This is a genomic window from Vicinamibacterales bacterium (genome assembly GCA_035699745.1).
GTDB lineage: Bacteria > Acidobacteriota > Vicinamibacteria > Vicinamibacterales > 2-12-FULL-66-21 > JAICSD01.
Genome location: DASSPH010000069.1, coordinates 85,286 through 100,147 on the forward strand (window position 1 = coordinate 85,286; position 14,862 = coordinate 100,147).

Sequence of the window (14,862 nt, forward strand, 5' to 3'; positions counted from 1 at the left end):
TCGGCCGCTACTGCGACCCGAATGCCTTCCGCCACTGGTTCACCACCGCCTGCCGGGAACCTCCGGCTGCGGCATAGGCGTCGGCGTATCGCGTGAAGCGCGCCTTGTCGGCGTCGCGGGTCTCGATCGACCCGTTCGCCGCGCGCGTCTCGTACAAGGAGCGCAGCGCGAGAAACAGACCGTCGGCGTCCGCGGGGTGCGCGTCCAGGTACGGCAGCAGGATCTTCACTGCCTCGGCGTGCCTGCCCGATCGGACCAACGCGGTCGCCAGTCTGATGCCGACGTCGTCGTTGGCCGGCCACAGCGTGCGCGCCGCGGTCAGCACGTCGACGGCCTGCTCGGTGTCGCGCAGGCGAAGCAGCGCGTCGCCGAGGAGCGTGTAGACGAACGGCGCGTTCGACTCGGTGATGAGCGCGGTCTGCCACGCTGCGGCCGCGTCTCGATCGCGTCCCGCGGCGGCATGGCACGCGCCGAGATAGAACGCCGCCGGCAGGAACTCCGAATCCATCTTCAGCGCGGCGCTGAACCGCGCTTCGGCATTCTTCAGATCGCCGCTCGAGAGTGCGGCGAGGCCTCTCAGGAACACTGCCGCGAGTCGATCGTCGGCCGCGCCCTTCAACCCCTGCAGCGCCTCGTCCAGCCTGCCGGCGCGAGCGTGCTCAATCGCGGGTCGAAGCGGAACCGCGTCCGCCGCCGCACCGGCGCTGAATCGATCGAGAAAGAAGCTGAGCACCTGCGGCGTCAGCACCGCCGACTTGTCGAACACGTCGATGCGCGAGGCGAAGGCGATCGGCGGCGCGGGCTCGAGGGGTGACGCGGCCGCGCCGCGCGCCGCGACGAGCGGCCCGGCACGGCTCACGCGGAACGGGCGGACGACTTGTCCGACCTTGCGGCCGCTGACGGAAATGACCGCGCGGACCACGTACTCGCCCGGAGGGAGCAGGCCGATCGGCACGCCCGCCTCCGCCGTACGCCGGCGCCCGCCCGCCATTTCCGCCGCCTGCAGCCGCGCGGGCGCGCTCTCGATCGCCTGGCCGGTCTCGGTCTTCGCCACTTCGAGGACGACGCTGGCGTTCGTGAGCTGCTCGGGTGCCTCGGAGAGCAGCTCGAAGTAGGTATGGAGCTCGTCTCCAGTGAGATCCGCGGCGACCGGCGGAGGCGCATCCCCCGCGTTCTGCGTCATGTTGTCGGCAAGCAGCAGGTCGGTCGCGTGCAGCTGGCCGAAGGCGCTCAATCGAGCGGTGATCGTGCGCTCGACGCTGCCACGACGGCCGCTGTCGTCCACCACCGCGACCTTGACGGTGTAGTTCCCCGGCGGCGCCACCGCGGCGCCAACCCACTGCTGCACCCGCCGCACCGCGTCGACCGGGTTGGGAACCGTCCGCTGCAGACGGCCGGCGCCCGGCTGCCCCATGTCGTCGAGCATGACGTATCCGAGGCTCACGTTCTCCCGCGGGTTCATCGAGCGATCGATCTCGACGGCGAGCAGGATCTTCAACCGCGACGACGCCGGGTCCTGGAACGTGTAGGTCGTGAGCTTGAGCGGAATGTCGGCGGCGAGGATCGGCGAGCGCAGCGCCTGGCGCACCAATTCGTCGGTGGTGAGCGCGACCGGCGGACCGACGGTGAACTCGCGCCGGGCGCGCAGCTCCACCTGCGGCCGGCGCACGTCGATCTTGATCCGGTGCGGCGTGCCGTCGCGGTCGCCGCTCTCCGGTTCGAAGCTGAGGAGGTAGTAGCCGGAGAGCTCGCGTCCGAGACGCTGGAACGCGAAGTCCGCGTCGCCGAAGATCCTGAACACCTCGCCGCGGGCGTTGAACGCCAGCTGGTCGAGGCCGTGCTTCAGGATGGTCTTGTCCGCCGTCTGCGACGAGGAGAGCCGCTGCGACGACGCGTCCGACTCCGAGCTGTCCATCTGGAGCACGTAGAGAATGATGTGCGCGGCCGACGCGCGCGTGCCGATCCACGAGATGTCGGCCAGGTCGCGATCGAGCAGCATCCCTTCCGAGAGCAGCACGATGGTCTTGGGGGTGTTGCCGGTGTCCATGCGGTCGAACAGCCCGCGCAGCGCGACCAGCGCGTTGCGCGAGCGCTCCCGCACCGACATCAGCAGCTGCCCGCCTTCGCCCTGCATCCGCTGCAGGCAGCTCTCGACGAGCGTCGGTCCGGGATCGGCGCCGCATTCGCGCGCGACGATGTCGCGGATCGCGGTGCGATCGTTCCCCTGCAGCGCCAGCGCGTCGGAAAGCCCGATCCGCCGCGGTCCGAACTCCTCGGTGGCGCGGCCGACGACCTTCGCGAGCAGCGACTGCACCAGCGCGTGATTGGTCGTGAACTCGGTCTGAGGGCCGACGTTCGGCAGCACGACGAGCGCGACGCGGTCGGCCGGGTTCAGGGTGCCGACGAACCGGCGCGCCGCCTCGAACACCGTCTTGCCGCGGCCGATGCCGATGTTCTCGGCGTCGATCACGAGCATGATCAGCCGCCCGCCCGCAGCCCCGGCGTTCGTGCTGTATTCGGCGGCCCTCGCCGGCGCGGCGGCGGCGGTGCCGGCGATCGAGATGAACTCCGCGGACGCGATCCGCCGCGGTTTGCCGTCGACCGACAGGGTGAACTCCTGCGGGGTGAGGTCGGACACGGGCCGGCCGTTCTTGTCGACCACGCTGACGTCCACCGGCACCAGGTCGACGGTGGACTTGAAAGTCGGGCGCCGCGGCTGCGGCTCCTGCCGGGCCGCAAGCATCGCGAGCGACACTGCCACCGCCAGGACTTTCATGCGCCTGAGTCTACTGCGGATTCAGGCGCCCACGCCGGCGAAAGGGCGCGTCACACTCGCGCGCTGCGCGTGTCCTGCGGCGAGCGATCCCACAACGTGTTCACCACGTAGAGCAGCGTCAGGCCGCTGACCAGGAAGATGGCGGTCTGGATCAGGGCGAGCGACGTGCGCCCGTAGAGGAAGTTGCCGATGGCGAAGAGCGACATCCAGATCGTCAGGCAGCCGGAAATCCACCCGAGCGTCGCCTTGCCGATGTGGTCGCCATGCCGCGCCGCCTCCGCCTCGCTGACGCCCGCGGCCTCGCGGATGACGCGCCACCCCGGACCGGCGGGATGCACCTTGCGGTAGAACTCGATCAGGCGCTCGCGGCTCGTCGGCGCGGTGACGTAGGCGGCGATCAGCCAGCAGATGGTCGTGAAGGCCACCGAGAAGAGCACGGTATACGCGAACGGAAAACCCTGCCCCGACTTGCGCATCGCGAAGAAGAACACCGACACCGCGAACGAGCTGACCATCGCGACCACTTCCGTCCAGGCGTTGATCCGCCACCAGAACCAGCGCAGCAGATAGAGCAGCCCGGTCCCGGCGCCGATCGAAATCAGGATCTCGAACGCGTCCTGCGCCGACTCCAGCATCGTGCTGAGCAGCGCCGCCACCACGTAGAGCAGCACCGTGCAGATGCGGCCGACCCCGACGTAATGCCGTTCGTCCGCGTCGGGCCGGATGAAGCGGCGGTAGAAGTCGTGGACCAGGTACGAGGCGCCCCAGTTCAAGTGCGTGAGGATCGTCGAGGAGTTCGCCGCGATGAGCCCGCCCATCATCAGGCCGGCGAACCCGACCGGCAGGAACTTGAGCATCGCGGGAAACGCGCTGTCGTGTCCGATCAGGCGCGGATCGGCGCCGGGAAACGCCGCCTGGATGTCTTTCAGCTCCGGGAACACGACGATCGAGCAGAGCGCGGTGACGATCCACGGCCACGGGCGCAGCACGTAGTGCGCGAGGTTGAAGAACAGCGTCCCGCCGAGCGAGTCCTTTTCCGATTTCGAGGCCAGCATGCGCTGGGCGATGTAGCTGCCCCCGCCCGGCTCCGCCCCCGGATACCAGTTCGCCCACCAGCCGATCGCGATCGGCACGATGAAGATCATCAGCGCCAGGTCGGTCATCGCGAAGTTCGGCATCATGTCGAGCAGCGGCTGGCCGCGGCCGTCGATCGGCGTCAGCACCGGCTGCGAGCCCGCCGCGAAGTTGACCTGCTGCCCGCCGAGGATCTCGACCAGCTGCCGCAGCCCGGCGGCGGCGCTCTCGCCCACGCCGGTCTGACGCGCCACCTGCTTCAGCGAGAAGTAGGCGGCGGCGATCACCGCCGTCATCTTGATGAAGAACTGCACCATGTCGATGACCAGCACGCCCCACAGCCCGGAATGCGCCGCGAACACGACGTTGAGCACGCCGCAGATGACGATCGTCTGCCACGGCGGCAGGCCGAACAGGATGTTGGCGATCTTGCACGCCGCCAGCGTGACCATGCCCATGATGAAGCAGTTGAAGAACAGCCCGAGGTACACCGCGCGGAAGCCGCGGACGAGCGACGCCGCGCGCCCCGAGTAGCGCAGCTCGTAGAACTCGAGATCCGTCATCACGCCCGACCGGCGCCACAGCCGCGCAAAGAAGAACACGGTCGCGACGCCGGTCAGCACCATCGCCCACCACTGCCAGTTGCCGGCGACGCCGTACTGCCGCACCTGCTGCGTCACCCAGTTCGGCGTGTCGCTGCTGAACGTCGTCGCCACCATCGACAGCCCGGCGAGCCACCACGGGACGGAGCGGCCGGAGGCGAAGAACTCCGAGGTGTTCCGGCCGGCGCGCTTGCCGAAGAACAGCGCCGGCACGAAGCAGATCAGGATCGTGGCGAGCACGATCAGCCAGTCGACGGTGACGAGTTTCATGTGCAGGTCCCTTATGCCACAAAATGGGGCGCATGCGTGGTGCCGCCGCCTGGCTGCTGCTGCTCGTCTGGACCCTGCCGGCGGGCCGGAATCCGCCGCAGCCCGCGGCGCCGCCGCCCAACGTCCAGCGGATCGCCGACGGTGTGGAGCTGCATCGGCTCCACGATCCGTCGCTGCTGAGCCCGGCGGGTCCGGTGGCGGTGCAGGCGCTGAGGCTCGATCCGCGCAGGGTCTCGCTCGAGATCGCCATCGCGAACGACCGCCTGCCGGCCCGCGAGACCGTCGCCGACATGGCGGCGCGAAAGAAGGGGATCGCCGCCGTCAACGCCGGCTTCTTCGCCGTCGACACGGGGGCGCCGGCGGGACTGCTGAAGGTCCGCGGACGCCTGCTTGGCGGGAACGCGCGCGCCCGCGGCGCCGTCGCCTTCCTCGACCGCCAGGGACGGACGCTGCTGCTCTTCGATCGGGTGAGCGCCGACCGCGGCCGCGGCAGCTACGCGCCGTCGCTCGGCTCGGCGGTGAGGGACTGGCAGACGGCGAAGGACGCCGTCGGCGGGGCCGGACTTCTGATGCTGAACGGGCGCGAGTTCGACGAGTGGACGGAGGAACGGATTGCCGCGGGGTTCGACACCACGCGCCATCCCCGCACGATGATCGGCGAGGACGGCACGTCGATCTGGCTCGTGACCGTGGACGGCCGCCAGCCGTGGCTCAGCCTCGGCATGTCGTTCACCGAGCTGCGCGGTCTGGCCAGACGCCTCGGATTGCGGTCGGCGCTGAATCTCGACGGCGGCGGCTCGACGACGATGGTGGTGCGCGGCGTCATCGTCAACAATCCCTCCGACGCCACCGGCCCGCGCCCGGTGAGCGACGCGATCGTGGTGAGGACGAGGCGGTAGGCGCCGCGCATGGACCAGGAACGCTGGCAGAAGCTGCGGCAGGTGTTTGCCGCCGCCGTCGCGGTCGATGGGCACGAGCGCGAGCGCCTGCTGGAGGAGCACGCGCGTGCGGATCCCGAGCTGGCGGCGCAGGCGCGTGCGCTGCTGAACGCGGACGCCCGGCCCGGCGTGATGGACGCGGCCGGGCCGCACTTCGTCTCGGTGGCGCGCATGCTCGCCGAGGCGACGCCGGATCGCATCGGCGCCTACCGCGTGGTCGGCGAACTCGGTCGCGGCGGGATGGGCGTGGTCTATCTGGCGGAGCGCGCCGACGGCGAGTTCCAGCACCGCGTCGCGATCAAGCTGATCGACACCAGCGACGCCGACGATCCCCGGCATCAGCGGTTCCGGACCGAACGGCAGATCCTCGCCGGGCTGATTCACCCCAACATCGCGCGGCTGCTCGACGGCGGTCTCACCGAGGACGGCCGCCCGTATCTGGTCATGGAGTACGTCGACGGCGTGCCGATCACGACGTACTGCGACGACCAGCGGCTGGACGTGCGCGCCCGGCTGCGCCTGTTCGCCGACGTCTGCGCCGCGGTGCAGCACGCGCACCAGAATCTCGTCATCCATCGCGATCTGAAGCCGAGCAACATCCTCGTCTCGACGGATGGACGCGTGCATCTCCTCGATTTCGGCATCGCCAAACTGATCGACCCCGCGCTCAGCGCGGCGGCCGCGCCGCAGACCCGGCTCGAGTCGCGGATGATGACGCCGGAATACGCGAGTCCGGAACAGGTACGCGCCGAATCTCTCACCACCGCGAGCGACATCTACTCCCTCGGCGTGCTGCTCTACGAACTCCTCTCGGGATACCGGCCGTATCGCCTGACCACGGCTTCGCCGGTGCAGATCGCCGCTGCCGTGTGCGAGCAGGATCCCGAGCGGCCGAGCACCCGCGCGGCGGCCGCGCCCCGCGGCGACGGCGAGCTGGCGGCGGAGACTGCGGCGCAGCGGCGCGCCACGTCCCCGGATCGTCTCGCGCACCTGCTCGCCGGTGACCTCGACGGCATCGTCCTGATGGCGATGCGCAAGGAGCCGGGACGCCGCTATGCCTCCGCCGACATGCTGCGCCAGGACATCGAACGCTTCCTCGCCGGACAGCCGGTGCTGGCGCACCGCGGCAGCCGCCGCTACCGGGCGCACATGTTCCTGCGCCGCCATCGCGTCGAAGCCGCCGCGCTGACGATCGTGGCGGTGGCGCTGCTCACGGGATTGAGCCTGGCGGTTACCCAGGGACGCCGCGCCACCCGCGAGCGCGATCGGGCCGAGCAGGCGCTCGTCGAATCCGACGAGGTGACGAATTTCCTGCTGGAGCTCTTTCGCACCGGATCGCCCGGCGACGCGCCGCCGGCGCATCTCTCCGCCCTCGACCTGCTGCAGCGCGGCGCGGCGCGCGCCGAGGAGCTCGCCGACCAGCCCGTCGTCTACGCCCGTCTGCTCGACGTCGTCGGTCAGATGGCGCTGCATCTCGGCCGTCTCGACGAAGCACAGCGCCGGCTGGAACAGGCGGTCGCGATCCGCCGGGCGGCGCTCGGAGGCACGTCGCTCGACCTGGCGAGCAGCCTGATTCATCTGTCGTGGGTGCACCGCACACGCAATGAGTACGCGGCCGCGCAGAAGCTGGTAGCCGAAGCGCTCGACATCCGGCGGCGAATGCTCCCGGCCAGCCACCCGGACATCGCTGATGGGCTCTACGAATCCGGCTGGCTGACGTCCGGCGCCGACCAGGAGCGTCTCTACCGGCAGGCGCTCGCCATCCTGGCGGAAACGCCGGGCAACGCGGAGCGGCGCGTCACGCTGCTTCAGGGCCTGGCGACGAACCTCCGGCGGCAGGGCCGCCCCGCCGACGCGGTCGCCGCCGGTCGCGAGGGACTGCACGCCGCCGAGCGTTCATTCGGACCCGAGCATCATCTGACCGGCGCCGCGATGATTCACCTGGCCGATCATGTATGGGAGGTCGAAGAGAACGTCGCGGCGGCGGAGCGGCTCTATCGCCGCGGCCTCGAGCTGATCACGAGGCAGTTCGGCGGCAACAGCATCCGGCTCATTCACGGTCTGAACAGTCTCGGCGAACTCCTGGGGCAGCGCGGCAGCGACGAGGCGGAGGTGCTCTATCGGCGAGCGCTGAACATCAGTCAGTCGGCGACGGGTCCCGAGCACCCTCGCGTCGCCGATCAGCTGCACCGGCTGGCGGGCGAGCTGGCCCGGCAGGGGCGCCTTGCCGAAGCGGAAACGCTCGCGAGGCAGGCGCTCGACCTCACGGTCCGTACGGTGGGTCCGCGTCATCAGGCAATAGCCACGAACCGCCTCCCGCTGCTCGCCAGCATCCTCGATCGCCGGCAACGCTACGACGAAGCGGATCGGATCTTTGCGTCGGCGCTCGAACAGACGCCGCAGGGCGTCGTCGCCGGCCAGATGCGCCGCGACTACGGGTTGATGCTGATCCGCCGCGGAGACTACGTGCGCGCGGAGCAGCAGCTCCTGCAGTCCGTGTCGTTGCTCGAGGCGGCCTATCGCGGCGCCCCTCATCCGAACATCGACGAGAGCAAGCGCGCGCTGATGGACTTGTACGGCCGGCTGGGCAAGGCGGATGCGGTCGAGCGGTATCGCGTCCAGCCCGGCCGCTTCATCCCGCGTTGACGGGCAGATGGGCACACGACGCCCGACTGCCTTCTACAGCGCAGGCACCTCCAGCGGAAATCCCGGGAACGCGTGGCCCAGCTCGGGACTCGTGTCGACGAACGACATGCTCTGCGCGTACATCAACTCGAGCGACGGCGGGGGATAGATTGCGTTCACGTCCTCGCTGGACATCGCGTGAGAGGCCACGCGCGTCCGCGGGCGATAGTTCGCCTCTTTGGCGCTCGCCACGGCCGCCACCGCCTGCATCATCCCGTGATCCTCGTGCATCAGGATGTGGCAGTGGTTCACCCACATGCCCGTGTAATCGGCAAACCGCGAGCGGAACACGACGCGCCCGCCTCGAGGGATCGACACGGTGTCCATCCACTGCGGGGCGCCGAGAATGTTGTGGAAGCGTCCGTGCTCATCGGGCACGTCGATGCGCGTCACCCAGCATGGGTTGACGTGGATGTGGAACGGATGATCGGCGCCTTTGGTCGTGATCTGGAATTCCGGATCGGCGGCAAAGCGCCGCTGTCCGTCGGCGCGGCCGATCGGATAGGCGCGGTAGTGAAGGCCGTACTGACCGGGCTGCTTGAACTTCGCCTTGTCGGTATGACTCCAGAGTGCGACCGAACAGTTGTACACCACCCACTCCTCGCTCGTCTCGACGAGCGCCCTCGGATGGCCGGAGTCGTGGTGCCCCATTTTCTGCGGCGGCGGCGGCGCCGGATGTGCCGCAAGATCGAACTCGCCGTTCACCGCCATCGTGCGGGAGAAGGGAGCGAGCAGCACCCTGGCTCCGCCGATCTCGTCCCACAGGCGTCCCTTGAGCTCGGGGTGCGCACGAGTAAACGCCTCCGGCACCTCGATCAGCGGAAAATCCGTGGGGCCATACCCGGAATAGCTGATCACGCGCGTCCGGAAGCTGCCCGCCGCCACGCCGCGGCGAGCCGCTTCCGCCGCGGGAACACGCAGTTCGGCATCTTCGATCGGCTGAAGCCACGTCGGTACCGGCGGCAGTTTGTCGCGCAGGCTCATCACGTCGAACTCCCCGCCGGCGACGGCGTCGCCCGTCACCTTGACGTAGCCGACGACGACGTCGGCCGGAGAGGGGTTGCCGGGACTGAATCCCGAACGGCCGGTCGCGATGCCCACCTGGAGTCTCTGCTGGAAGTTGTCCGTCGGGAGCGGAAACTCCTGCGCGAACACCGTGTAGATCTTCCCGGCGGCATCGAGCGGCGCTTTGAAGAAGACGTCCGTCCGGTTTGCGTTCGTCAGAAACACCTGATTCGGCCGGACGAACAGGTTGCGCAGGCTGTCGCCGTCGCGATAGCAGTCCTCCACGTTCTTCAGCATGGCGCGGGTGCGATCCTCGCCGGGCGTGGGCTGGCGATCGAGGGGGTTGTGCGTTCCGGCATTCTGCCGTGACAAGTCGCGAATCGTGTGCCGCGCCCGCCCGTTCTCCACCTCGACGAGCGTGATCCCGTCGAGCGACAGCTGAAACAGCTGCCGTGTCGCGTCCGCCACGTCCTGCCGCGTAGCCGGCTCGAAGCGCCGGGGCGCGCCATCCTTCTCGCCGGGCAGCACCCGCCACAGCTGCCGGTCGGAGAACACGAACTGCCCTTCGAGCACCATGAAGGATTTGAATCCGCGGCCGTCGACGCTGCCGTTGAGGACGCGCCAGCGCTCGACAGCGCCCGGCCGCATGAACATCGTCGTCGGTGAGAAGCCGCCGTTGATCGCCGTCGGCGGCGCGATGCGCGCCTGGCCGCGTCGAGGACCGGCGTCGGCGTCGACCGAGAAGACCTCGACGCGCTGGATGAGCATCAGACGCTCGCGATAGTCGTACGGCCCCGTCTTGACGCAGGGGTCCGGACGTTCCGTGCCGGTCATCGCGCGGTTGATGGCGTCGTCGACATCTCCTTCGACGATCAGAAAGCCCGCGAGACCGCTCGCGACCTGATCCTGCGTGGAGCCGTGGGCGTGCGGGTGATACCAATGCGTGCCGGGCGGATGGGGCTGCGGCGGCGCACCAGCCTTGCGGCGGTTCCGCTGGACGTTGCCCAGCCGGTGCTCGTACTCCGCCTCGGCGACGCGCTCGTGCGGCGCCAGTCCGCGGCATCCCGGCTGCGACGAGGTCTTGCGCGTCTCGCTGTCCGCGCGTGGCAGCACGCGCAGGTAGGTGTTGTCCCCGAACGTGCCGTTCGGATTGACGCCGGGCTCGACGTGCAGGCCGTGCGTGTGCAGGTTGGTCGTGTGCGACCCGTGAGGAACGTTCACGTGCCCCGATACGCAGCTCGTGTCTACCAGCTCGATCGGGCTGCCCTCGAAGAACTCGTGAAAGTGCCCGAAGACGGTTCGCGCGTTCGGCGGCGCGTCGCACGATCGGCCCGCCGCCTTCTGCATCCGGCAGAAGGCGGCCGCGAGCGCTTCGGGATGCACTTCGAACGGATCGGGGGCGGGTCCCTTCGGCACGCGGCTCAGGTTCGGGCCGAGGTGATTCCTGAGCGTCACGCGAAGGACTTCGTCCCCTCGCATGCGAATCGTCGGACCGGGGCTCGAGCCGTTGAAGCTGTAGAGAGGCGTAAAGCGGTTCCCCGGGGAGGTCGCCCGCGGTGGATGCGAGTTGCCCACGATGTTCAACGCCAGCGACCGGCCGGGCCACTCGGACGGGCGCCAGATCCACGGCTCCGTCCAGTCCTCGACCGGCACCGTGGTGACGTCGACGACGGCGTCGGTCGGCGGCGGCTGCGGCGGCTGTGCGCCTTGTCCGGATCCCGGCGTCTGTCCGTCTGTCGCCGCCGCACGCAACGCCGATGCGCCGAGAGCCGAAAAGCCGCCGATTCCGAATTGAAGCAGCTCCCGCCGCTTCAGACGGTACTCGCGGTTCGAACCGCTGGCCATGAATTGTTCCTCCGGATGCGGTGAACTGTAGCAGATATGCTAAGCGGCCGATGCCCGCGATTTCGGTCCTGCTCGTTCTTGTCGCGCTTGCCGCCCGCCCAGGGCCGCCAATCCAAGGCCGTCTCGCCGACGCACGAACCGGAGCCGCGATCGTCGGCGCTCGGATCACGATCGTCGGAGAGCGCGGGTCGGTGACGACCGGCGACGCCGGGCGATTTCAATGGCCGGCCGCTCCGCCGCTGCCGATCGTCATCGGCGTCGTGCTGCCGGATGGCCGTGTCGCCCGGCCGATCCGGCTCACGATTCTCGATCCCGCCCGAGAGCTCACGCTGACCATCGACGCGGCATTCACCGAATCGGTCACCGTCATCGGAACCGCCCCGACGATCGACGCCTCGCCGGCGGCATCCAGGACGCTGATCACGAGCCGGGATCTCGAGATCCGTCATCCGGCCACGCTGCCCGAGGCCCTGAGTGAAGTCCCTGGCGTTGGTGCTCTGTCGGAGGGACAGGCCGCCGTGCCCGCCATTCGAGGGCTGGCGCGCGGGCGCACGTTGATCCTGGTGGACGGCAGCCGGGCCGCGACGGAGCGCCGGGCAGGCGCCAACGCGTCGTTCTTCGATCCGGCCACCGCGGGCACGATTGAAGTGGCCCGCGGTCCAGGCTCCGTCGCCTACGGGTCGGACGCCTTCGGCGGTGTCATCGCCGTACACACGCGGCGCGCCAATTACGCCAAGGGCGTGCGCGTGCGGTTCGCCGGAACGGCAGGCGCAGGCGTGCCCGAACAGCGCGGTGACCTGGAGGTCTCGGCCGGGTACGGATCCGGAGCCGTGCTCGTCGCCGGGCGCGCGCGTCAGTTCGACGACTACGAATCGCCGGCCGGCGCCGTCCCCAACTCGCGCTGGCGCGATCGCGGCGGGCGGGTACGCTGGGAGCAGGCAACCGGGCGTGCCGTCTGGTTCATCGGGTGGCAGAGCGATCTGGGTCGCGCGCTCGGCCGTCCGCGCAGCGACAGCGACAGCGTCCTCGTGACCAGTCCGCTGGAAGATTCTCACCGGTTGTCGGCGGGATACGAACGTCCGACGCTCCGCGGATTTCGGAACATCCGTTTCCACGCACTGGCCGCGGCCGTGCGGCAACAGACGGAGCAGGATCGGCTGCCCGCCGCCGGACGGCCGAGAACCGTCGAACGGGCGGACGTTTCGTCGCGGGAGGTGCAGCTGCGACTCACTGCCGAGCGGCTGGTGCGCGGTGCGCGCGTGCACGTCGGCGCGGATCTGCAGGGACGGTACGGCCTCGAGGCGCTGGACACGACGCGGACCCACAACGCCACCGGCGAGGCCGTATCCGAGACCACGGCCATCTCGATCAAATCGGCGCGGCGGACGGGCGTGGGCGTGTTCGCTGAGACGGACGCGCGGGTCGCGCCCCGGCTCCGCGTGTCAGGCGGGCTGCGCGTCGACGCGGTTCGCAATACGAACGACGGCGGATTCTTCGGCGATCGATCGATATCGAACGCGGCGCTCGCCGGACTCGCCGGCGCGACGTTGTCGCTCACCCATCGACTGACGATGACCGCCCAGGTGGCCCGCGGATTCCGTGACCCGCTCCTGTCGGACCGGTTCTATCGCGGCCCGGTGGGGCGCGGCTTCATCGAAGGGAATCCCGGCCTGAAACCAGAGACCAGCCTGCAGTTCGACGTGTCGGCGCTGTACGTGGCCGGGCCTCTCCGGCTTTCCGCAGCCGGCTACCATTACCGGATCACCGACCTGGTGGAGCGCTACGCCGCCACGCCGACCGTGTTCCTCTTCAGGAATCGCGGCCTCGCGGACGTCCGGGGCGCGGAGATCGAAGCGCAGGCGGCGTTGCGCCACGGGTTTGGGGTGTCTGTGACGGCAGAGACCTCCCGAGGTCGCGACGGCATGGACGGCACACCGCTCGACGACGTCGCGCCGGCTGCGGCGTCACTGGCGATCCGGCACGCCGCCGGCGCGCGCACGTCGTGGTTCGCCCGTGTCAAGGCTGTGGGGGCGCACCGCGCAGCCGGACCAAGCGAAGTGCCGACTCGGCGCTACACTTGGCTCGAGGCCGGCATCAGCCGGCGGGTGACACGGCACCTCGAGTTTCTCGGCACCGTGCGCAACGCCTTGAACGAGAGCTATCAGTCGAGCGCGGGCCCCCGCTGGGTATGGGCGCCCGGCCGGCATGGGTCGGTGACGATGATCGTGGCGTTCTGACATGCCCATTGACACGCCGCCCCGCCGACACATGTCGATGCTGCGGTCGTACACCGCCGCCGACGCGCTGACCATCGGCAACGCTGCCTGCGGAACGATCGCAATCTTTCTCTGCCTCGACTACCTGGCGACGGACAGCCGCCGCTTTCTATGGACGGCGTTCGTACTGCTCCCGCTTGCCCTCGCCTGTGACGTGCTCGACGGCTACGTCGCGCGGCTGAACAAAGGACGCCAGTCGGTGCTCGGCGCGGATCTCGATTCACTGGCCGACGTCATCTCGTTCGGCGTCGCGCCGGCGGTGCTCGGCTTCACGCTGGGGCTGCGCGGCGGGTGGGACATGCTGATCCTCACCTACTTCGTCGTCTGCGGCGTGAGCCGCCTGGCGCGGTTCAATGTCACCGCGGTGTCGCTCGCCGATGCGACCACGGGCAAGGTGAAGTACTTCGAGGGGACGCCCATCCCGACCAGCATCCTCATCGTCGCGCTGCTCGCCGCCGCGTTCTACCTGGGCCGGATCGACGACCGGCTCTGGCTCGGGGCATGGCAGGTCGGACCGGCGCTGCTGCATCCGCTGGCGCTGGTTTATGCGGCGAGCGGCAGCGCGATGATCAGCGCGACGCTGCGGATCCCGAAGCCGTAGACCCTCCGGCAGCCGATGGGATCGACGCGCGCGCGCGATCCTCCGGTCGCACCGGATCGGCAGGGGAGACGCGCTGGAAACGATGCCACTCCTCCGACTTGCCGGTCCATGGAATCACGACGACGACGCTGACGGTGCGGACGCGTTTCTTGACGATCAGGGAATCGGCCGCACGGTACAGCTCGATGGCTGCCGACTCCTTGCCGATCGCGAACAAGCCGTATGTCGGGCCGTTCCCGAACCAGCGAGCCCCCGCGCGCAGCACGAGCCGCCCCTTCTCACACGTGAAGTGCTGCGGCGGAAACGTCAGCGTCGCAAATGCGCCCTCGCTGCCATTGAGGCTGGCGCGCAATTCCCGCCCGGGCGACAGCGAGAGGGTGACGGTCTCCGGCGGCCGCCGGCGGATTGCGCCATCCGGCTCGACGAGCAGCATACTGAGCGAAGCAAACCCGGATGAATCCGAGGTTCCCTCGTCCCGGTAGGTCCCGGCGAGCTGGTCGCACGTCGAAAGTCTCTCGAGCGCGGGCCAGATCTTCGGATACGGGTGACGCGACCCGCAGCCGGCGGCGGCGAGGAGAGCGGCGACGAGTGCCGCTCGGAGAAGCGCGGGACGCTTGCGCGCGCGAATCGTCCACATCGGCCGTCACCCGTCGTCTGGGCAGCATAAGTCTTGCCGACGCTTCGCAGCGGCGCGCGCGGCTGTTCCGCGCCCGTGCCCGGCGGCACTGAACCGGAAATTCCCCACGCGAGGCGGAATTCTCCCGGTGGCCCGGGGCACGTCAACAGAAGA

8 protein-coding genes are annotated in these 14,862 nt (G+C 69.5%); 4 read left to right on the forward strand and 4 right to left on the reverse strand.

The window, feature by feature from the left end:
- Positions 1-7 precede the first annotated feature (7 nt).
- Positions 8-2,776: a VWA domain-containing protein gene (locus VFK57_15835; GenBank protein HET7697183.1), complete on the reverse strand. Its 2,769-nt coding sequence runs from the start codon at positions 2,774-2,776 to the stop codon at positions 8-10.
- Between the two features lie 50 nt (positions 2,777-2,826).
- A complete protein-coding gene (locus tag VFK57_15840) occupies positions 2,827-4,722 on the reverse strand; it encodes a sodium:solute symporter family protein (protein HET7697184.1) in 1,896 nt (631 codons plus the stop codon).
- A 32-nt stretch (positions 4,723-4,754) separates the two neighbouring features.
- On the opposite strand from VFK57_15840, the gene VFK57_15845 reads away from it, so the two are divergent.
- Together VFK57_15845 and VFK57_15850 are read left to right on the forward strand one after the other, a co-directional pair.
- Positions 4,755-5,621, forward strand: coding sequence for a phosphodiester glycosidase family protein (locus VFK57_15845; GenBank protein HET7697185.1), 867 nt, complete (start codon positions 4,755-4,757; stop codon positions 5,619-5,621).
- Positions 5,622-5,630: 9 nt separating this feature from the next.
- Positions 5,631-8,306 (forward strand): serine/threonine-protein kinase, encoded by a 2,676-nt coding sequence (locus VFK57_15850; protein HET7697186.1) that lies wholly within the window; start codon positions 5,631-5,633, stop codon positions 8,304-8,306.
- A 33-nt stretch (positions 8,307-8,339) separates the two neighbouring features.
- Here VFK57_15850 and VFK57_15855 read toward each other — a convergent pair whose 3' ends face one another.
- Positions 8,340-11,195: a multicopper oxidase domain-containing protein gene (locus VFK57_15855; GenBank protein ID HET7697187.1), complete on the reverse strand. Its 2,856-nt coding sequence runs from the start codon at positions 11,193-11,195 to the stop codon at positions 8,340-8,342.
- A gap of 50 nt (positions 11,196-11,245) precedes the next feature.
- On the opposite strand from VFK57_15855, the gene VFK57_15860 reads away from it, so the two are divergent.
- Both VFK57_15860 and pssA read left to right on the forward strand, forming a co-directional pair.
- Positions 11,246-13,432, forward strand: a complete 2,187-nt coding sequence (locus tag VFK57_15860) for a TonB-dependent receptor (GenBank protein HET7697188.1) — start codon at positions 11,246-11,248, stop codon at positions 13,430-13,432.
- Position 13,433: 1 nt separating this feature from the next.
- Entirely contained in the window at positions 13,434-14,072 is a 639-nt protein-coding gene (gene pssA / locus VFK57_15865; GenBank protein ID HET7697189.1) for a CDP-diacylglycerol--serine O-phosphatidyltransferase, read from the forward strand.
- Here the strand turns inward: pssA and VFK57_15870 are convergent.
- A complete protein-coding gene (locus VFK57_15870; protein HET7697190.1) occupies positions 14,041-14,709 on the reverse strand; it encodes a hypothetical protein in 669 nt (222 codons plus the stop codon). The genes pssA and VFK57_15870 overlap by 32 nt on opposite strands.
- Positions 14,710-14,862 lie beyond the last annotated feature (153 nt).

Excerpts from the sequence above, each read along its gene's own strand:
- VFK57_15835 (HET7697183.1), bottom strand. The coding sequence starts at position 2,776 with ATGAAAGTCCTGGCGGTGGCAGTGTCGCTCGCGATGCTTGCGGCCCGG.
- VFK57_15850 (HET7697186.1), top strand. The coding sequence starts at position 5,631 with ATGGACCAGGAACGCTGGCAGAAGCTGCGGCAGGTGTTTGCCGCCGCC.
- VFK57_15845 (HET7697185.1), top strand. The coding sequence starts at position 4,755 with ATGCGTGGTGCCGCCGCCTGGCTGCTGCTGCTCGTCTGGACCCTGCCG.
- VFK57_15870 (HET7697190.1), bottom strand. The coding sequence starts at position 14,709 with ATGTGGACGATTCGCGCGCGCAAGCGTCCCGCGCTTCTCCGAGCGGCA.
- VFK57_15855 (HET7697187.1), bottom strand. The coding sequence starts at position 11,195 with ATGGCCAGCGGTTCGAACCGCGAGTACCGTCTGAAGCGGCGGGAGCTG.
- VFK57_15860 (HET7697188.1), top strand. The coding sequence starts at position 11,246 with ATGCCCGCGATTTCGGTCCTGCTCGTTCTTGTCGCGCTTGCCGCCCGC.
- VFK57_15840 (HET7697184.1), bottom strand. The coding sequence starts at position 4,722 with ATGAAACTCGTCACCGTCGACTGGCTGATCGTGCTCGCCACGATCCTG.
- pssA (HET7697189.1), top strand. The coding sequence starts at position 13,434 with ATGCCCATTGACACGCCGCCCCGCCGACACATGTCGATGCTGCGGTCG.